We start from the raw sequence: 17,814 nt of genomic DNA on the forward strand, positions 1-17,814 counted from the left end.
GAAGGGTATTCACGTGACCGCACAGCACCTCGGCTCCGACAGCAACACCACCGACTGGTGGCGGCAGGCCGTCGTCTACCAGGTGTATCCGCGCAGCTTCGCCGACCTCGACGGCGACGGTCTCGGTGACATCCCCGGCGTGACCTCCCGGCTGCCCTACCTCGCCGACCTGGGCGTGGACGCCGTCTGGCTGAGCCCCTTCTACCCCTCACCGCTGGCCGACGGCGGCTATGACGTCGCCGACTACCGCGACGTCGACCCCCGGCTGGGCACCCTCGACGACTTCGACGCCATGGTGGCCGAGGCCCACCGCCTCGGCATCAAGGTGATGGTCGACATCGTGCCCAACCACTCCTCCGACCAGCACGTCTGGTTCCAGGAGGCGTTGCGCGCCGCCCCCGGGTCGGCCGCCCGGGAGCGCTACGTCTTCCGCGAGGGCCGCGGGGAGCGGGGCGAGGAGCCGCCCACCGACTGGGTCTCCTGCTTCGGCGGCCCGGCCTGGACCCGGCTGCCCGACGGCTGGTGGTACCTCCACCTCTTCGCCCCCGAACAGCCCGACTTCAACTGGGACAACCCCGAGGTCCGCGCAGACTTCCGCGAGACCCTGCGCTTCTGGTCGGACCGCGGCGTCGACGGCTTCCGGGTCGACGTGGCCCACGGCCTCGCCAAGGACCTGGCCCACCCGCTGCGCGACATCGGCGGCGTGGAGAGCTACCGGCCCGAGGACCTGCCCGAGGACGGCAGCCACCCCTTCTGGGACCGGGACGAGGTCCACGACATCTTCCGCGAGTGGCGCAAGGTCTTCAACGAGTACGACCCGCCGCGCATCGCCGTCGCCGAGGCCTGGGTGCGCAACTCCCGCCGCACCGCCTACGCCACCCCCCAGGAGCTGGGCCAGGCCTTCAACTTCGACTTCCTCAAGGCGAAGCTGGACGCGCCCGAGCTGCGGTCCTCCATCGACACCGCGCTCGCCGACGCCCGGTCCGCCGGCGCCACCGCCACCTGGGTGCTCTCCAACCACGACGTGATCCGGCACGCCTCGCGCTACGGCCTCCCCGACGGCCGCGACGAGGAGGCCTGGCTGCTCTCCGACGGCCAGGAGCCCCCGCTGGAGCGGGACTTCGGGCTGCGCCGGGCGCTGGCCGCGACCCTGCTGATGCTGGCGCTGCCCGGCTCCAGCTACGTCTACCAGGGCGAGGAACTGGGGCTGCCCGAGGTCGCCGACCTGGCCCGCGAGAGCCTCCAGGACCCGGTCGCGGTCCGCAGCGCGGGCCGACTGAAGGGGCGCGACGGCTGCCGGGTGCCGCTGCCGTGGCGGCGCGAGGGCAGCTCGTACGGGTTCGGCGACGGCGGCGCATGGCTGCCGCAGCCCGCGGGCTGGGGCGAGTGGTCCGTCGAGGCCCAGCAGGGCGTGGCCTCCTCGCCGCTGGAGCTGTACCGCGCGGCGCTGGCCACCCGCCGCCGGCTGATCGCCGACGAGGCACTGGAGTGGGCCGACGACGGGGCGGCCGCCGAGGCGGGGGTGCTCCACTTCCGCCGCTCGGGCGGCTGGGAGTGCGTGGCCAACCTGTCGGACGCGCAGCAGCCGCTGCCGGCCGGGGAACTGCTGCTGTCCTCCGCCCCGGTTACCGGCGGTCAGCTGCCGCCGTGGACCACGGTCTGGCTGCGCACCGCGGCCGGCTGACCGGCGCGGGGCGCGGGGCCGGTCAGGCGCTCAGCGCCGTCCGGTCCCCGCGGGCCCGGTCCGAGGCCGCGTCGTCGTAGCGCCGCAGCAGCAGCCGGGCCATCTCGGGCGCGTCCCCCAGGACCGGCGCCAGCACGTCGGCGCCGGCCTCGCGGGCCCCGGCGGCGATCCGGTCCGGCAGGAAGCCGGGGGCGATGACGTAGGGGGCGACGGCCACCCGCTCGACGCCCTCGGCGCGCAGCTGCCGCACGGCATCGGCCGTGCGGGGAAGGGACGCGGAGGCGAACGCAGGCCGCACGGCACACCATCCAGCGGTGCGCCGCCACTCCCGCGCGGTTTCAGCGAGCACTGCGCCCGCCTCCGGGTCGGAGGAGCCCGCCGAGGCCAGCACGACCCCGGTCGGGCGGGGGTCGCCGGGCCGCACCCCGGCCTGCGCCAGCCGCCGCTCCAGCGCGGCCGTCAGCAGCGGGGAGGGGCCCAGCACCGCCGCCTGGCGGATGCTCAGCAGGGGCAGCCGCCCGGCCGCCTCCCGCAGCACCGCCGGGATGTCGGACTTCGCATGGAAGGCCCGGGTGAGCAGCAGCGGCAGCGCCACCACCTCCCGCACGCCCCGCCCGCCGGCCGGCCCGCCCGCCGCCTCGGCCGACAGCCGCTCCAGCAGCCGCGGCACCCGGGGGGCGTTGAAGTCGAGGTAGCCGACCTCGACCCGCAGCCCGGGCCGCAGCGCCCGCACCCGCGCGCAGAGCGCGGAGACGGTCGCCGCGTGCCGCGGGTCGCGGCTGCCGTGGGCGATGACGAGGAGCGTGGGGCGCGGGTCCATGGATCAGCCCTTGACCAGCAGGCCGCGGCTGCGCAGCACCCGGCGCTCGATCGGGGCGAAGATCAGCAGCTCGATACCGATGCCGACGATCAGGATCAGCAGGATCGCGGCCAGCACCCAGGACATGTCCTGGAGCTCACGGCCCTGTTCCAGCAGCTGGCCCAGGCCGGTGCCCAGGTCCGGCGCGTTGACGATGAGTTCGGCGGCCATCAGGGAGCGCCAGGAGAACGCCCAGCCCTGCTTGAGCCCGGCGAGGTAGCCGGGCAGCGCGGCCGGCAGCAGCACATGCCGCACCCCGGCCAGCCCGGTCGCGCCGATGGTGCGGCCGGCCCGCAGGGTGAGCGGGGAGATCTGGTCGACGCCCGCCACCAGGCCGTTGGCGATGGAGGGGACCGCGCCGAGCAGCACCACCGCGTAGATCGTGGCGTCGCTCAGCCCGAACCAGATGATCGCGGCCGGCACCCAGGCCACCGAGGGCAGCGACTGCAGACCGCTGAGGATCGGCCCGATCGCCGCCCGGACCGCCTTGACCTGGGCGACGATCAGCCCGAGCACGGTCCCGATGGCGACCGAGGTCACGAAGCCGAGGGCGCCGCGCGAGACGCTGGTCCACACGAAGCTCAGCAGCGTGCCCTCCAGCCACTTCTGCCGGAGCGAGCCGAAGACGTCCGCGGGGCTGGGCAGCAGGTAGTGCGGCTTCAGCTCGAAGTGGTACGCCAGCTGCCACAGGCCGAGCACGATGGCGACGGCGATGACGGGCGGCAGCGCCTTCGCGGCGGCGGCCCGCAGCCGCGGCTGCCGGTCGACGACCCGCGATTCGAGCGCGTCGAGCCCGGCCTCCAGACCGGCGAGGTCACCGGCGGTGTCGCGGCCCCCGGCGGTGGCGGTTGCGGTGGTGGTGCCCCCGTCGTCCGGGGCGGTGGCGGGGTCCTCGGTCTCAGTGCTGGCCATGGCGGCGGATCTCCCCCCGGAGCTGTTCGGTGATCTCGACGGACAGGTCGGCGACCGCGGCGTCCTCGATGCGGCGCGGCTGCGGGATGTCGACCTGCCACTCGCGGGCGATCCGGCCGGGCCGGGAGGACAGCAGCACCACCCGCTCGGCGAGCCGGACGGCCTCGCGGACGTTGTGGGTGACGAAGAGGACCGAGAGGTTCGTCTCGCGCCAGATGCGGGTCAGTTCGTCGTGCAGGACATCGCGAGTGATCGCGTCCAGCGCGGCGAACGGCTCGTCCATCAGCAGCAGCTGGCTGTCCTGGGCGAGTGCCCGGGCCATCGCGACGCGCTGGCGCATCCCGCCCGACAGCTCGTGCACCCGCTTGCCGTGGGCGCCCTTGAGCCGGACCAGCTCCAGCAGCCGCTCGGCCTCGGCGCGGCGCTCCGCGCGCGGCACCCCGCGCATCCGCAGCGCCAGTTCGATGTTGCGGCCGGCGGTCAGCCACGGGAACAGCGCGTGCTCCTGGAACATCAGGGCCGGCCGGCCGCCCGGCGTCGCGATGGCACCGGCGGACGGCGCGTCCAGGCCGGCCACGAGGTTGAGCAGGGTGGACTTCCCGCAGCCCGAGGCCCCCAGGAGGCAGACGAATTCGCCGGGTGCCACGTCGAGGGTGATGTCCTCCAGGACGTGCTGCTGGGCGCCGGTGCGGCCGAACGACTTCGAGACGTGGTCGATGCGGGCCGCGTAGGGCACGGTGTTGCCCTTGTCCGCCGCGGCCGGCTGCTTGGCGAGAGTGGTGGTCGTCATCGGTGTCACCTCCTGGGGGGTGCGGTGCTGCGGGCTACTTGCTGCCGAGTCCGGCATCGTCGACCGGCTTCTTGCCCTCGGACCTGAGCACCTTGTTCAGCAGCGTCAGGTCGTATATGCCCTTGAGGTCGGGCTTCTTCAGCAGGCCCGCCTTGACCGCGTGATCGGCCTCCTGCTGGAGGGTGGCGGCCAGCGGGTCATCGGTGACCTGGACGTTGCGGAACGCCGGGTCGATGACGTCGGCGGGCAGCGCCTTGCCGGCGATGTCCGAGGAGGCGAGCTTGTCGTTGAGGTCCTTCTTCGCCTGGGCGGGGTGCGAGCGGATCCAGTCGTTGGTCTTGACCGAGGCGCGCAGCACCGCCTCGACGGCCTTCGGGTGCTGCTTCAGGAACTTCTGCGAGACGATCATGTTCGTGATGACGAACTTGCCGTCCTTCCACAGCTTCTTCTCATCCAGGAGCGTCTTGCCGCCCTCGGCGACGAGCTTGGCGGCGGTGGGCTCGGGCACCCAGGCGCCGTCGATGGAGCCCTGCTGGAAGGCGGTCGGCGTCACCTTGTTGTCGGTGCGCTGGACGGTGACATCGCCCTTGCCGGTGGTGGGGTCGACCTTGTAGCCCTTGCCGCTCAGGTAGTTCAGCAGTGCGACGTCCTGGGTGTTGCCCAGCTGCGGGGTCGCGAGGGTCTTGCCCTTGAGGTCGTCCAGGCTCTTGATCTTCTTGGGGTTGACCACCAGCGACACCCCGCCGGAGGCCGAACCGCCGATGATCTTCAGGCTCTTGCCGTGCGACTTCACATAGCCGTTGATCGCGGGGGAGGGGCCGATCCAGCCGATGTCGATGGCGCCGGAGTTGAGCGCCTCGATCTCGGCGGGGCCCGCGTTGAAGACGGAGGACTTCACCTCGGTGCCGCCCAGTTCCTTCTGGAACCGGCCGCTCTGGAGGCCGATCAGGGGGGTGGCGTGCGTGGTGTTGCCGAAGAACCCGATCGTCACGTGATCGAGCCCGTCGGTCTTGGCCCCCTTGGGGGCGGCGCCGGCGCCTGTGTCCTTCTTGGCCTCGGAGCCGTAGCCGCAGGCGCCCAGCGCCCCGACCAGCAGTGGGACGGTGACAGCGGCCGCCAGCAGGCGGTGTCGAACGGCAGACACGGAAGGCGTTCCTCTCGCAGGGCCGGGTCGCGGTGTGCCCCTAGGGCACGCCCGGCAGGGTGAAGGATCTTCGGGGGAAGGAGCAGGCGGAGAAGGGGAGAGCGGAAGCGGAGCGGTACGTCAGCGCACACATCGGCCGACTCCGCCCTGCCCGCTGCCCAGGGCGCCGCTGCCGATGCGGCCGCCCTCCTTCGCGAAGGTCGAGAACACGTCCTGGAGCATGCTCAGAAGTCCCATCCCTCGTCGTCACCGCCGTCGGCCCCGGCGGCCTCGGCTGCCGCCTGCGCGAAGGCGTGGCCGGCCATCCCCGCGGTCAGCGTGGTGCCGTCCGCCGGATCGATCAGCAGGAACGAGCCGGTGCGGCGGGAGTCGGCGTAGGCGTCCAGCGGCAGCGGCTCGGCGGTGCGCACGACGATCCGGCCGATGTCGTTGGCCGCCAGCTCACCGGGCTCGGGGTGCGGGGAGAGGTCGTCCAGCGTCAGCCGGGAGGGGATGTCCTTGACGATCGCCTTGACGGTGCGGGTGGCGTGCTTGAGCAGCACCCGCTGTCCGACGGTCAGCGGACGGTCCGCCACATGGCAGATGGTCGCCTCGATGTCCTGCGAGACGGCCGGCGCGGTGGCCGTCGGGGCGATCAGGTCACCGCGCGAGACGTCGAGGTCGTCGGCGAGGCGGACGGTGACCGACTGCGGCGCCCAGGCCGCGTCCACGCTCCGCCCGAGGGCGTCGATCGCCTCGATGGTGCTGGTGCGGCCCGAGGGGAGCACGGTGACGGCGTCGCCGACGCGCAGCACACCGGAGGCGATCTGGCCCGCGTAGCCGCGGTAGTCGGGGTGCTCGGCGGTCTGCGGGCGGATGACGTACTGGACCGGGAAGCGGCCCGGGTCGTTGGAGGGGTCGGCGACGACGGACACCGTCTCCAGGTGCTCCAGCACCGTCGGGCCGCCGTACCAGTCCATGTTCGCCGAAGGCGACACCACGTTGTCGCCGGCCAGCGCCGAGATGGGGATCGCGGTGATCTCCGGGACGCCCAGCGAGGCCGCGTAGCGCGTGAACTCCTCGGCGATGGCGGCGAAGACGGGCTCGGCGTAGTCGACCAGGTCCATCTTGTTGACGGCCAGGACCACGTGCGGCACGCGCAGCAGGGCGGCGACCGCGGCGTGCCGGCGGGTCTGCTCGACCACGCCGTTGCGGGCGTCGACCAGCACCACGGCCAGCTCGGCGGTGGAGGCGCCGGTGACCATGTTGCGGGTGTACTGCACATGCCCGGGGGTGTCCGCCAGGATGAACCGGCGCCGCGGGGTGGCGAAGTAGCGGTAGGCGACATCGATGGTGATGCCCTGCTCGCGCTCGGCGCGCAGCCCGTCGGTCAGCAGCGCCAGGTCGGGCGTCTCCTGCCCGCGGCCCAGCGAGGCGCGCTCGACGGCCTCCAGCTGGTCGGCCAGCACCGACTTGGAGTCGTGCAGCAGCCGTCCCACCAGCGTGGACTTGCCGTCGTCGACGGAGCCGGCGGTGGCGAACCGCAGCAGCGAGGCGGCGCCCGCCTCGACGGCGTCGCCCGCGCCCGGGTTCGTGGTCGTGCTCATGGTTAGAAGTACCCCTCGCGCTTGCGGTCCTCCATGGCGGCCTCGGACAGCTTGTCGTCGGCCCTGGTCGCGCCCCGCTCGGTGAGCCGGGACGCGGCGATCTCCGCGATGACCGCCTCGATGGTGTCCGCGTCGGAGTCCACCGCACCGGTGCAGGACATGTCGCCGACCGTGCGGTAGCGCACCCGCCGGGTCTCCAGGCTCTCGCCGTCCTTCGGGCCGCCCCACTCGCCGGGCGCCAGCCACATGCCGGCGCGTGCGAAGACCTCGCGCTCGTGGGCGTAGTAGATGGCGGGCAGTTCGATCTTCTCGCGGGCGATGTACTGCCACACGTCCAGCTCGGTCCAGTTGGACAGCGGGAAGACCCGCACATGCTCGCCGGGGGAGTGCTTGCCGTTGTAGAGCTGCCACAGCTCGGGGCGCTGGCGGCGCGGGTCCCAGCCGCCGAACTCGTCGCGCAGCGAGAACACCCGCTCCTTGGCGCGCGCCTTCTCCTCGTCCCGGCGGCCGCCGCCGAAGACCGCGTCGAAGCGGCCGGCGGCGATGGCGTCCAGCAGCGGGACGGTCTGCAGCGGGTTGCGGGTGCCGTCCGGGCGCTCGCGCAGCTCGCCGCGGTCGATGAAGTCCTGCACGGAGGCGACGTGCAGCCGCAGACCGTGCCGCTCGACCGTGCGGTCGCGGTAGTCGAGGACCTCGGGGAAGTTGTGCCCGGTGTCGACGTGCAGCAGCGAGAACGGCACCGCGGCCGGCGCGAACGCCTTCAGCGCCAGGTGCAGCATGAGGATGGAATCCTTGCCGCCGGAGAACAGGATCACCGGCCGCTCGAACTCGCCCGCCACCTCCCGGAAGATGTGCACCGCCTCGGACTCCAGGGCGTCCAGGTGGGAGAGCGCGTAGGGGTTGTCGGCGTCCCCGGCGCTCTCGGTCACGGCAGTGACGGTCGTCATGCGACGCCCCTTTCGGTGAGCAGCGCGTGCAGCGCCGCCGCGGACTCCTGCACGGTCTGGGTGTGCGACTCGATGCGCAGATCGGGCGACTCGGGAGCCTCGTACGGGTCGTCCACGCCGGTCAGTCCGGAGATCTCGCCGGCCGCCTGCTTGGCGTACAGCCCCTTCACGTCCCGCTCGGAGCACACGTCGAGGGGGGTGGCCACATGCACCTCCAGGTACGTGGTGCCCTCCGCCTGATGGCGCTTGCGCACCGCCTCCCGGCTGTCCGCGTACGGCGCGATCACCGGCACCAGCGCCTTGACGCCGTTGCTGGCCAGCAGCTCGGCGACGAAGCCGATGCGCTGGACGTTGGTGTGCCGGTCCTCGCGGCTGAAGCCGAGGCCCGCGGAGAGGAACTCGCGGATCTCGTCGCCGTCGAGCACCTCGACACGGTGGCCCTCGCCGCGCAGCCGGCCGGCCAGCTCGTGCGCGAGGGTCGTCTTGCCCGCGCTCGGCAGCCCGGTCAGCCAGATCGTGGCGCCCGTCATGGCTCTCTCCTGGTGGTCCGTCATCCGTGCAGCCCGCACTCGGTCTTGTCGCTGCCGGCCCAGCGGCCGGCCCTGGCGTCCTCGCCCTGCAGCACCTGCCGGGTGCAGGGCGCACAGCCGACGGAGGCGTAGCCGTCCATCAGCAGCGGATTGGTGAGCACCCCGTGCTCGGAGACATAGGCGTCCACATCGGCCTGCGTCCAGCGGGCGATCGGGGAGATCTTGACCTTCTGCCGCTTGGGGTCCCAGCCGACGACCGGGGTGTTCGCCCGGGTCGGCGACTCGTCCCGGCGCAGCCCCGTCGCCCAGGCGTCGTAGTCGGCCAGGCCCTCTTCGAGGGGCCGGACCTTGCGCAGCGCGCAGCACAGGTCGGGGTCGCGGTCGTGCAGCTTCGGTCCGTACTCCGCGTCCTGCTCGGCGACGGTCTGCCGGGGCGTCAGGGTGCGGACGTGGACGTCCATCACCTCGGCGACCGCGTCCCGGGTGCCGATCGTCTCGGGGAAGTGGTAGCCGGTGTCCAGGAAGACCACATCGACGCCGGGCCGGGCCCGCGAGGCCAGATGCGCGACGACCGCGTCCTCCATGGAGGAGGTCACACAGAAGCGGGCGCCGAAGGTGGCGGCGGCCCAGCGCAGGATCTCCAGGGCCGGGGCGTCCTCCAGTTCGCGGCCCGCCCGCTCGGCGAGCTGCTGGAGATCGGACGCGGTGGTGGCGGTGGTCATGACTCACCTCCGTCGGGTGCGGCGGGGGACGCGCCGGTCAGCCCCTGGGACAGCAGGCCCAGGAACGACAACCGGAACGCCCGGCTGCAGGAACGGCACTCCCAGGCGCCGTGGCCCTCCTCGGAGGGCATCAGATCCTCGTCGCCGCAGTAGGGGCAGTAGAAAGGCGCCGCACGACCGCTCACTTCAGGGCACCCTCTTCCGCGCGGGCCGCCCACTGGGCGAACCGCTCGCCGTCGGTGCGCTGCGCGTCGAAGTTGCGCAGCACCCGCTCGACGTAGTCGGGGAGTTCGTCGGCGGTGACCTTCAGCCCGCGGACCTTGCGGCCGAAGCCCGGCTCCAGGCCCAGCGCGCCGCCCAGGTGCACCTGGTAGCCCTCGACCTGGTTGCCCTCGCCGTCCAGGACCAGCTGGCCCTTGAGGCCGATGTCGGCGACCTGGATGCGGGCGCAGGCGTTGGGGCAGCCGTTGAGGTTGATGGTGACCGGCTCCTGGAAGTCCGGCATCCGGCGCTCCAGCTCGTCGATGAGCCAGGAACCGCGGCCCTTGGTCTCGACGATGGCGAGCTTGCAGAACTCGATGCCGGTGCAGGCCATCGTGCCGCGCCGGAACGGCGAGGGGGTGACCTGGAAGTCCAGCGCCTCCAGCCCGGCGACCAGCGAGTCGACCTGGTCCTCGGCGACGTCGAGGACGATCATCTTCTGCTCGACGGTGGTGCGCAGCCGGTCGGAGCCGTGGGCGCCGGCCAGTTCGGCGATCTTGGTCAGGGTGGTGCCGTCGACCCGGCCGACGCGCGGGGCGAAGCCGACGTAGAAGCGGCCGTCCTGCTGCCGGTGGACGCCGATGTGGTCGCGCCAGCGGGAGACGGGCTCCTCGGGCGCGGGGCCGTCGACCAGCTTGCGCTCGAGGTACTCGTCCTCCAGCACCTGGCGGAACTTCTCCGGGCCCCAGTCGGCCATCAGGAACTTCAGCCGGGCGCGGGTGCGCAGCCGGCGGTAGCCGTAGTCGCGGAAGATGCCGACGACACCGGCCCACACGTCGGCGACCTCGTCCAGCGGCACCCAGGTGCCCAGGCGCTGGGCCAGCTTGGGGTTGGTGGACAGGCCGCCGCCGACCCAGAGGTCGAAGCCGGGACCGTGCTCGGGGTGGACGACACCGACGAAGGCCACGTCGTTGATCTCGTGGACCACGTCCTGGACGGGCGAGCCGGAGATCGCCGTCTTGAACTTCCGCGGCAGGTTGGAGAATTCCTTGCTGCCGATGTAGCGCTCGTGGATCTCGTCCACGGCCGGGGTGCCGTCGATGATCTCGTCCGACGCGATGCCGGCCACCGGGGAGCCGATGATCACGCGCGGGCAGTCGCCGCAGGCCTCGGTCGTGGACAGGCCCACGGCCTCCAGCTTCTCCCAGATGGCGGGGACGTCCTCGATGCGGATCCAGTGCAGCTGGATGTTCTGCCGGTCGGTGATGTCCGCGGTGCCGCGGGCGTACTGCTCGGAGACCTCGCCGATGGCGCGCAGCTGGGCCACGCTCAGCCGTCCGCCGTCGATGCGCACCCGCAGCATGAAGTACTTGTCGTCCAGCTCCTCGGGCTCCAGGATCGCGGTCTTGCCGCCGTCGATCCCGGGCTTGCGCTGGGTGTACAGGCCCCACCAACGCATCCGCCCGCGCAGGTCGTTGGGGTCGATGGAGTCGAAGCCGGACTTGGCATAGATCGTCTCAATGCGTGTCCGCACATTGAGACCGTCGTCGTCCTTCTTGAACTGCTCGTTGCCGTTCAGCGGGGTGTGGTGGCCCACGGCCCACTGGCCCTCGCCGCGGTGGCGGCCGGCCTTGCGGCGGGTCGTGGCAGCTGCGGGCGATTCCGGGGTGGCGGCCATGGATGTCTGTCCTTCTGGGCGGGCTCAAGGAGGCGGACGGTACTGCCGGACACCCGTCCGGCCAGCGCGGACACACCGACGGGCGACGCATGGCGACGCGTCGGTGACGGTTGCGGGACAGGGGGTGTCGGGACGTCCGCGACAGTGGGGACGGTGGTCGGAGATACGGTGGTGCCGAGTGCTGCCAACAAGGACCGAAGGCCCTGGTGCAAGCGACCTCAGCCCGCCCGACAAATGGCGCTGGACATGCGGCCGAGGTCGACGTGCCGCCGACTCACCAAGGCAATTCCAGCTCGAGACATGACGGAAGCCTGTCACGCCGTTCTCCGGCCAGTCCACCGTCATCCAGAATCTGGACAACTCTGTCCCGCATGGCGAGACGGTGTGTTGCCCGTCACTCCCCGGCGGCCGCGCCGGAGGTGAGGGGCCCCGCGCCGGGCCAGGGACCGGGGGAGGCCACCTCGGGCTCGTCGGCCACCGTGGTCTTGTAGACCCGGAAGCCGCGCCGCAGGTAGTTGGCCTTCGCGTGCGGGCCGTCCTTGCTGCAGGTGTGCAGCCACACCCGCTTCGTCGGGGCCGCGTGCGGCCACCGCTCGGCGAGGTCCCAGGCCCGCTCGATCCCGTGCGCCAGGAGCAGCCCGCCGATCCGGCGCCCCCGGAAGGCCGGGAGGAGCCCGAAGTAGACGATCTCCACGGACCCGTCCTGGCCCGCCTCCAGCTCGATGAACCCGGCGGGGGTGCCGCGCTCGTATGCCACCCAGGTCTCCACGCCCGGCCGCCCGAGGTACTCGGCCCAGCGGGCGTACGGCCAGTCCAGCCGGTCGGTCCAGCTGACGTCCCCGCCGACCGCCGTATAGAGGAAGCGGCTGAACTCCGGCGAGGGCACCTCGGCACGGGCGATCCGCACGTCCTGCCCGGAGGGCGGACCCTCGACGGGGGCCAGATCGGCGCGCGAGGTCTGCTCCAGGTGCCAGGTGGTGACCGAGATGCTCATGCGGCCAGCACATCACACCGGCACCGGGCCCGGCCACGGACCGGGGCAGGGGACGGAAAGCGCCTGGCCGTGCGGGCGGGGAGCCCGTCCGCATCATGAGACGCGGGCCCGCCGTCCGCCGACTGCCGTCCGCCTACCCGGTCCCCGTCATCCGGGCGAAGACCACCACGTTGCCCGCGTAGCCGGAGCCCGCCTCATAGGTGCCGCCGCAGGTCAGCACGCGCAGTTCGGGCCGCCCGGTGGTGCCGTAGACCTTCCGGGCGGGGAACTTGTGCTTGTCGAAGACCTGGATCCCGTAGACCTCGAAGACCGCGGTCCGGCCGTCCGCGCGGGTCACCCGGATCGTCCGGCCCTTCTCCAGGGCACCCAGCCCGTAGAACACCGCGGGTCCGGCGGCGCTGTCGACATGCCCCACGAGGACGGCGGTGCCGTTCTCCCCCGGGGACGGGGCGCCCGCGTACCAGCCCGCCCGCCGGGGCTCCCCGGCCGGCGGCGCCTCGATCCAGCCCTGCCCGTCCAGGCCCAGCGGCCGCAGCGCCGCCGACACCCCGAGCGACGGGATCGCCACCCGGGAGGGCGCGGAACGGGGCAGCGGCGGCGGCGCCGGGCCGCTGGGCGGAAGGTCGCCCGGGAAGAGCGCACTGCCGGCCGCCGGCTGCGGCGGCCCGTCCGCCTCACCGGACAGCCCCTGGCGCACCATGCCGAGACCGATCAGCCCGGCCACGGCCAGCACACCCCACCGGGGCCGGCGCGGTGCGGCCGGCTCCCCGGACGCCGCGTCGGGCGGGCCTGCCGCGCTCATCGCTCACCTCCCGCGGCCGCGCGCCCCGCGGTGCACGGTCCGCAGTCGGCACGCTAGGCGCGCCCGCCCCGCGGCGGCGAGCGCAGCCGGCCGAACGGGTGGCGGGCGGCTGCCCCGGCCTCGCCCCGGCCGCCCGGCCCCTCACCCGAGGCGCGCCGCCGCCACCGCCGGAGCCAGGGAGTGCGGCAGCAGCTGCGCCCGCGCCGCCGGCAGCCGGAGTTCCACCTCCACCCCGTCCGCGAAGCGGTACGGCCGGTGCGCCAGGACGCTGCCGAGATGGCGGCGCAGCCGGGAGAGCTCGGCCCGTACCGTGACCGCGCGGCTCGCGTCGCCGAACAGGTCCCGGGCGAGTTCGGCGGCGCTGCGCCCGCGCGGATGGGCGGCGAGGACGAACAGCAGCTCGGCATGGCGCGGCGTCAGCGCGTGCGTCCAGCTGCCGGCCGGGCCGCTGACCGTGACCGCCGGGCCGTCAGGACCGCCGACGTCCAGCACCGCCCGGCTCGGCGCGAGGCCCGGTTCCCGGTCGCCGACCCGGATCAGCCAGCCGCCGGGCAGCGGCTCCAGCGCGCACCTGCCGTACCGGGGCAGCCACAGCGGCCCGGCCTGGGGCGCCTTGGGCAGCGCCACCCGGTCCGGCGGCGTCAGACCGGTGACCCCCACGACCCAGCCGCTCGGGTCGACGGCCAGCGCCCGCCCGCCGACCCGGGCCAGCACCGGCGCCGCGCTCGACCGCAGCCGGTCCAGGGACAGCTGGTGGCGGCTGCGCAGCTCGCCCTCCGCGAGCCGGGCGACCGCGGACACCAGGGAGAGCGTCGTGGGGTGGAAGGAGGGCGCCGGACCGCTGATGTCCACGGTGCCCAGCAGCCGCCCGTCGCGCGGATCGTGCAGCGGCGCCGCGGCGCACGTCCACTGCTGGTGGCTGCGCACGAAGTGCTCGGCGGAGTGCACCAGCACCGGGCGGCGGGCCACCAGCGCGGTGCCGATGGCGTTGGTGCCGACGACGCCCTCCGTCCAGTCGGCGCCCTTGTCGAAGCCCAGCCGGTCGGCCATCCGGCGCACCGGCGCACTGCCCTCCCGCCACAGCACCCGGCCCTCGGCATCGGTGACGACCATGATCTGCTGCGCGGCGTCGGCGGCCGGCAGCAGCCCCTCGTGGAGCACCGGCAGCACCGCCGATAACGGGGACGCCTGCCGCCGGTGCTCCAACTCCGCGACGGGCAGCGGGCTTTGCGGCCGGTCCCGGTCCGGATCCACGCCCGAGACCAGCACCCGGCGCCAGGATTCACCGATCACCGCGCGGGGTGCGGCGAGCGGGGCGCCGCCGCTCGCGACGCCCGAGAGCGCGGCCTCGTGGACCGTGGCGAGGCGGCGTGCGGTGGCGCGGAAGTCCCGGTCCGACCGGATGGCGCTGTCGATGCGTTTGTCGCTCACGCTGCTCTCCGTTGTGCACGTCCCCGGGCGCCGCCCGGCGTGCCGTCATCGGGCCGTCCTGGGCGCACCATTGTTCCGCTCCGCCGCGACGCACTGCAACGCATTGCAACCGTTGTGACACCTGATGCCCACCGGGGAATCTGTTGTCGGCGGCCGATGGCGCCTCGCCACCGCGGGCTCGCCGGTCACCCGTCGGAGAACCCGCCGGTTGTCGCCGGGACTCCATCGGCCGCCGCACGATGTCGGCACGGTGCGGGAGGGGCTCACCATGGTCTCCGCCGCCCCGCGCCTGGTGCTGCTCGGTGCGCACGAAGGGGTGCGCGTCGTACGTGCCGTCCGGCTGGCCGCCCACTACGGCGTCCCCCGGCTGCCCGCGGCCGACCTGCTGAACCGGCGTCAGCCGCTGCCCCCGGGCGGCTACGTCCTCGACAGCGCCCCGCACCTCCTCGACGAGCCGAGCGGCATCGGCTCACTGCGCCCCGCACTGGCCTTCGCCGACCTCGTCGTGCTGCTGCGCGGCGCCGAGTGGACCGGCGCGGACGAGTCCTGCCGGGTGCTGCGCTACTACGAGGCGCGCGGGATGCTGGCCGCCTTCGCGCCGCAGGCGCCGGACGGCGACCTCATCGTGGCGGTGGACGCGGTGCTGCGCGGGCGCGACCGGGACCCGCCGGACGGGCCGCCGGACGGCCCCTGAGACCGGGAGCGGTGCCGAGTCGGCGCGGCACCGCTCCCCGCCCGCTTGCCGCGGCGGCTCGGCCGCCCCGCGGTCAGCCGTCGGTCTCCGGCCGGGCCCGCGCCACCACCGCCGCGAGGTCCAGGGTGTGCGGCAGCGTGCCGAACGCCGCGCCCGCGTCGCCGCCGAGCCGGGAGGCGCAGAACGCGTCCGCGACCTCGGGCGGCGCGTGGCGCACCAGCAGCGAGCCCTGGAGCACCGTCGCCATCCGCTCCACCAGCCGCCGGGCCCGGGCCTCGATGCCCTCCAGATCGGCGAGTTCGGTGAGCATCGCCCGGATCGCCCGGTCCAGCCGGTGATCCGCGCCGCGCGCCGCCCCGATCTCGGTCAGGAACGCGTTCAGCGCCTCGGGCTCGCGCCGCAGGGCCCGCAGCACGTCCAGCGCCTGGACGTTGCCGGTGCCCTCCCAGATGGAGTTGACCGGCGCCTCGCGCAGCAGCAGCGGCAGCCCCGACTCCTCCACGTAGCCGTTGCCGCCCAGGCACTCCAGCGCCTCGGCCACCAGCGGGGTGCAGCGCTTGGTCACCCAGTACTTCGCCGCCGGGACCGCCAGCCGCAGGAAGTGCCGGTCCTGCTCGGTGCCGCCGTCGTACGCCGCCGCCAGCCGCAGCGCGAGGGTGGTCGCCGCCTCCGACTCCAGCGCCAGATCGGCCAGCACATTGCGCATCAGCGGCTGGTCGGTCAGCCGGCGGCCGAACGCCTCCCGATGGGCCGTGTGGTGCGTCGCCTGCGCCACCGCCTGCCGCATCAGCGCCGCCGAGGCGGTGACGCAGTCCAGCCGGGTGGCCGCCACCATCTCCAGGATCGTGGCCACCCCGCGCCCCTCCTCGCCGACCCGGCGGGCCCAGGTCCCGCCGTCGAACTCCACCTCCGCCGACGCGTTCGAGCGGTTGCCGAGCTTGTCCTTGAGCCGCTGGATGCGCAGCGCGTTGCGGCTGCCGTCCGGCAGCACCCGGGGCAGCAGGAAGCAGGTGAGCCCTCCGGGCGCCCGGGCCAGTACCAGGAAGGCGTCCGACATCGGCGCCGAACAGAACCACTTGTGCCCGGTGAGGAGGTATTCGCCCGGTGCGGCCAGCGGCTCGGCGCGGGTGGTGAGGGACCGTACGTCGCTGCCGCCCTGCTTCTCCGTCATGGCCATCCCGGCCAGCGCCCCGCCCTTCCCGGCGGCCGGCCGCAGCTCCCGGTCGTAGATCCGCGAGGTCAGCAGCGGCTCCCACTCGGCCGCCAGCTCCGGCTCGGCGCGCAGCGCCGGCACCGCCGCGTGGGTCATCGACAGCGGACAGCCGTGCCCCGCCTCCGCCTGCGTCCACACCAGGAAGCCGGCGGTGCGCCGGACATGGCCGTCGGGCCGGGTCCAGGCGCCGGTGAGCCCGGCCGTCACGGCGTGGCCGAGCAGCCGGTGCCACGCCGGGTGGAACTCCACCTCGTCGATGCGGTGGCCGTAGCGGTCATGGGTGTGCAGGACCGGGGGGTGGGCGTTGGCCTGCTCGCCCCACTGCCGGGCCTGCGCGGAGCCGGCCGCCCGGCCCAGGGTGTCCAGCTCGGCGCGGACCTCGTCGAGCCGTGCCGCGCCGACGTGCCGGGCGATGCCCTCGGTGAGGGCCGGGTCGCTGGCGAAGACGTTGTATCCGACCAGCGGCGGGGGCTGGTTCGTGACGGTGTGAGTGGTGGCTGCCATGCCCGATACGGTAAGGAGGTGCAGTCGGCAAACGAACCAACCGAGCGGCCCGCGGGGCGCCTGACCAAGGCCCGTGCCCTCTACCGCAATGTCTCCAAGCGCCGGCTGGCGTGGCTCCTGCTCAAGGACACCGTCGACTCCTGCATGAAGTACCGCGTCACGGGGCTGGCCGCGGAGGCCGCGTTCTGGAGCCTGCTGTCGCTGCCCCCGCTGATCCTCGGGCTCCTCGGTGTGCTGGGCTACACGCAGGAGTGGATCGGGCACGACACCCTCGACAACGTCCGCCGGCACATCCTGACCGGCGCCGGCACCGTGCTCTCCAGCCGCGGCGTGAACGAGATCGCCCGGCCGCTGCTGCACGACGTGTTCACCGGCCGCCGCCCTGACGTCATCTCCATCGGCTTCGCCATCGCCCTGTGGTCGGGCTCCCGGGCGATGAACGTCTTCGTCGACACCATCACCATCATGTACGGCCTCGACGGCCGCCGCGGCATCGTGCGGACCCGGCTGCTGGCGTTCGCGCTGTACCTCGCCGCGCTCGTCGTCGGCGCCGTGTCCCTGCCGCTGATGGTCGCCGGGCCCGACACCGTCGTGAGCTGGCTGCCGGCCGGCGAGCAGATCATCCGGGCGCTGTACTGGCCGGTCGTCCTGCTCCTGTCGGTCGCCTTTCTCACCACGCTCTACCACGCGTCCGTGCCGGTCCGTTCGCCCTGGCCGGAGGATATTCCGGGCGCGGTGGTCGCCCTGGGCATGTGGGTGCTCGGCAGCTTCCTGCTCCGCCTCTACCTCACCTCGACGGTCGAGGGCCCCACGATCTACGGCTCGTTGGCCGCGCCGGTCGCGGTCCTGCTGTGGATCGGGGTGTCCGCCTTCGCGGTGCTGGTCGGCGCCGCGATGAACGCCTCGCTGGATCGCGTATGGCCCTCGGTGGCCACGGCCGCGGCCCGCGAGGAAGCCGCCCGCCGGCTGGAGGCCAAGGCGGCGAAGGCGGGCGCGGGGGAGCCCGGCAAGGGCGTGGACAGTGGCGAGCGGCACCGGGACGGCGGACCGGACGGGGCCGGCGGCGAGGAGCCCGGCACGGACGGGGGCGACGGCGGCCGCCGCGACGGCTGAGCCGGACGCG

The 17,814-nt window shown here is 73.7% G+C and carries 18 protein-coding genes; 3 read left to right on the plus strand and 15 right to left on the minus strand.

The features are described 5' to 3' along the window. Positions 1-13: 13 nt before the first annotated feature. The gene (locus tag IEY78_RS05945; RefSeq protein ID WP_189096505.1) at positions 14-1,684 is read left to right on the plus strand and encodes a glycoside hydrolase family 13 protein; all 1,671 of its coding nucleotides are present in this window, start codon (positions 14-16) and stop codon (positions 1,682-1,684) included. 22 nt (positions 1,685-1,706) lie between these two features. Here IEY78_RS05945 and IEY78_RS05950 read toward each other — a convergent pair whose 3' ends face one another. From IEY78_RS05950 to IEY78_RS06015, 14 genes are all read right to left on the minus strand, one after another. After that, positions 1,707-2,504 carry a sirohydrochlorin chelatase gene (locus IEY78_RS05950; RefSeq protein WP_189096506.1) on the minus strand — a complete coding sequence of 266 codons (798 nt, stop codon included), beginning with the start codon at positions 2,502-2,504 and terminating at the stop codon, positions 1,707-1,709. Positions 2,505-2,507: 3 nt separating this feature from the next. After that, on the minus strand, positions 2,508-3,455 hold the full coding sequence (locus IEY78_RS05955; protein ID WP_189096507.1) for an ABC transporter permease: 948 nt from the start codon (positions 3,453-3,455) through the stop codon (positions 2,508-2,510). Beyond that, positions 3,442-4,245 (minus strand): ABC transporter ATP-binding protein, encoded by an 804-nt coding sequence (locus IEY78_RS05960; RefSeq protein WP_229699727.1) that lies wholly within the window; start codon positions 4,243-4,245, stop codon positions 3,442-3,444. Before IEY78_RS05960 ends, IEY78_RS05955 begins: the two co-directional genes overlap by 14 nt. A gap of 34 nt (positions 4,246-4,279) precedes the next feature. Further along, a complete protein-coding gene (locus tag IEY78_RS05965) occupies positions 4,280-5,389 on the minus strand; it encodes an aliphatic sulfonate ABC transporter substrate-binding protein (protein WP_189096508.1) in 1,110 nt (369 codons plus the stop codon). A gap of 224 nt (positions 5,390-5,613) precedes the next feature. After that, on the minus strand, positions 5,614-6,975 hold the full coding sequence (locus tag IEY78_RS05975) for a sulfate adenylyltransferase subunit 1 (protein ID WP_189096509.1): 1,362 nt from the start codon (positions 6,973-6,975) through the stop codon (positions 5,614-5,616). A 2-nt stretch (positions 6,976-6,977) separates the two neighbouring features. Next, on the minus strand, positions 6,978-7,922 hold the full coding sequence (gene cysD, locus IEY78_RS05980; protein WP_189096510.1) for a sulfate adenylyltransferase subunit CysD: 945 nt from the start codon (positions 7,920-7,922) through the stop codon (positions 6,978-6,980). Beyond that, positions 7,919-8,452, minus strand: coding sequence for an adenylyl-sulfate kinase (cysC, locus tag IEY78_RS05985; RefSeq protein WP_229699728.1), 534 nt, complete (start codon positions 8,450-8,452; stop codon positions 7,919-7,921). Before cysC ends, cysD begins: the two co-directional genes overlap by 4 nt. Positions 8,453-8,472: 20 nt before the next feature. Beyond that, a complete protein-coding gene (locus IEY78_RS05990) occupies positions 8,473-9,174 on the minus strand; it encodes a phosphoadenylyl-sulfate reductase (RefSeq protein ID WP_189096512.1) in 702 nt (233 codons plus the stop codon). Then, on the minus strand, positions 9,171-9,359 hold the full coding sequence (locus IEY78_RS05995; protein ID WP_189096513.1) for a hypothetical protein: 189 nt from the start codon (positions 9,357-9,359) through the stop codon (positions 9,171-9,173). Before IEY78_RS05995 ends, IEY78_RS05990 begins: the two co-directional genes overlap by 4 nt. Further along, entirely contained in the window at positions 9,356-11,053 is a 1,698-nt protein-coding gene (locus tag IEY78_RS06000) for a nitrite/sulfite reductase (RefSeq protein ID WP_189096514.1), read from the minus strand. The genes IEY78_RS05995 and IEY78_RS06000 overlap by 4 nt, the downstream gene beginning before the upstream one ends. A gap of 218 nt (positions 11,054-11,271) precedes the next feature. Beyond that, the gene (locus tag IEY78_RS35095) at positions 11,272-11,355 is read right to left on the minus strand and encodes a putative leader peptide (protein ID WP_350257049.1); all 84 of its coding nucleotides are present in this window, start codon (positions 11,353-11,355) and stop codon (positions 11,272-11,274) included. Positions 11,356-11,447: 92 nt separating this feature from the next. Next, entirely contained in the window at positions 11,448-12,047 is a 600-nt protein-coding gene (locus IEY78_RS06005) for a GNAT family N-acetyltransferase (protein WP_189096515.1), read from the minus strand. A 133-nt stretch (positions 12,048-12,180) separates the two neighbouring features. Beyond that, complete coding sequence (locus IEY78_RS06010; RefSeq protein WP_189096516.1) at positions 12,181-12,849, minus strand: class F sortase; 669 nt, start codon at positions 12,847-12,849, stop codon at positions 12,181-12,183. 141 nt (positions 12,850-12,990) lie between these two features. After that, the gene (locus tag IEY78_RS06015) at positions 12,991-14,280 is read right to left on the minus strand and encodes a helix-turn-helix domain-containing protein (RefSeq protein WP_189096517.1); all 1,290 of its coding nucleotides are present in this window, start codon (positions 14,278-14,280) and stop codon (positions 12,991-12,993) included. Positions 14,281-14,488: 208 nt separating this feature from the next. Between IEY78_RS06015 and IEY78_RS06020 the strand changes: the two genes are divergently transcribed. Continuing rightward, positions 14,489-14,974 carry a hypothetical protein gene (locus IEY78_RS06020; RefSeq protein WP_229699729.1) on the plus strand — a complete coding sequence of 162 codons (486 nt, stop codon included), beginning with the start codon at positions 14,489-14,491 and terminating at the stop codon, positions 14,972-14,974. A 73-nt stretch (positions 14,975-15,047) separates the two neighbouring features. On the opposite strand, the gene IEY78_RS06025 is transcribed toward IEY78_RS06020, so the two are convergent. Then, positions 15,048-16,691, minus strand: coding sequence for an acyl-CoA dehydrogenase family protein (locus IEY78_RS06025; RefSeq protein ID WP_189096518.1), 1,644 nt, complete (start codon positions 16,689-16,691; stop codon positions 15,048-15,050). Between the two features lie 18 nt (positions 16,692-16,709). Here IEY78_RS06025 and IEY78_RS06030 point away from each other — a divergent pair, with 18 nt between their 5' ends. After that, a complete protein-coding gene (locus IEY78_RS06030) occupies positions 16,710-17,804 on the plus strand; it encodes a YihY/virulence factor BrkB family protein (protein WP_189096519.1) in 1,095 nt (364 codons plus the stop codon). Positions 17,805-17,814: the final 10 nt, after the last annotated feature.

Origin of the sequence: Streptomyces kronopolitis (assembly GCF_014646275.1) — a bacterium.
Lineage (GTDB): Bacteria > Actinomycetota > Actinomycetes > Streptomycetales > Streptomycetaceae > Streptomyces > Streptomyces kronopolitis.

Coding starts and splice junctions, on each gene's coding strand:
- IEY78_RS05950 (WP_189096506.1), bottom strand. CDS start 2,504: ATGGACCCGCGCCCCACGCTCCTCGTCATCGCCCACGGCAGCCGCGAC.
- IEY78_RS05955 (WP_189096507.1), bottom strand. CDS start 3,455: ATGGCCAGCACTGAGACCGAGGACCCCGCCACCGCCCCGGACGACGGG.
- IEY78_RS05960 (WP_229699727.1), bottom strand. CDS start 4,245: ATGACGACCACCACTCTCGCCAAGCAGCCGGCCGCGGCGGACAAGGGC.
- IEY78_RS05975 (WP_189096509.1), bottom strand. CDS start 6,975: ATGAGCACGACCACGAACCCGGGCGCGGGCGACGCCGTCGAGGCGGGC.
- cysD (WP_189096510.1), bottom strand. CDS start 7,922: ATGACGACCGTCACTGCCGTGACCGAGAGCGCCGGGGACGCCGACAAC.
- cysC (WP_229699728.1), bottom strand. CDS start 8,452: ATGACGGGCGCCACGATCTGGCTGACCGGGCTGCCGAGCGCGGGCAAG.
- IEY78_RS05990 (WP_189096512.1), bottom strand. CDS start 9,174: ATGACCACCGCCACCACCGCGTCCGATCTCCAGCAGCTCGCCGAGCGG.
- IEY78_RS06000 (WP_189096514.1), bottom strand. CDS start 11,053: ATGGCCGCCACCCCGGAATCGCCCGCAGCTGCCACGACCCGCCGCAAG.
- IEY78_RS35095 (WP_350257049.1), bottom strand. CDS start 11,355: ATGTCTCGAGCTGGAATTGCCTTGGTGAGTCGGCGGCACGTCGACCTC.
- IEY78_RS06005 (WP_189096515.1), bottom strand. CDS start 12,047: ATGAGCATCTCGGTCACCACCTGGCACCTGGAGCAGACCTCGCGCGCC.
- IEY78_RS06010 (WP_189096516.1), bottom strand. CDS start 12,849: ATGAGCGCGGCAGGCCCGCCCGACGCGGCGTCCGGGGAGCCGGCCGCA.
- IEY78_RS06025 (WP_189096518.1), bottom strand. CDS start 16,691: ATGGCAGCCACCACTCACACCGTCACGAACCAGCCCCCGCCGCTGGTC.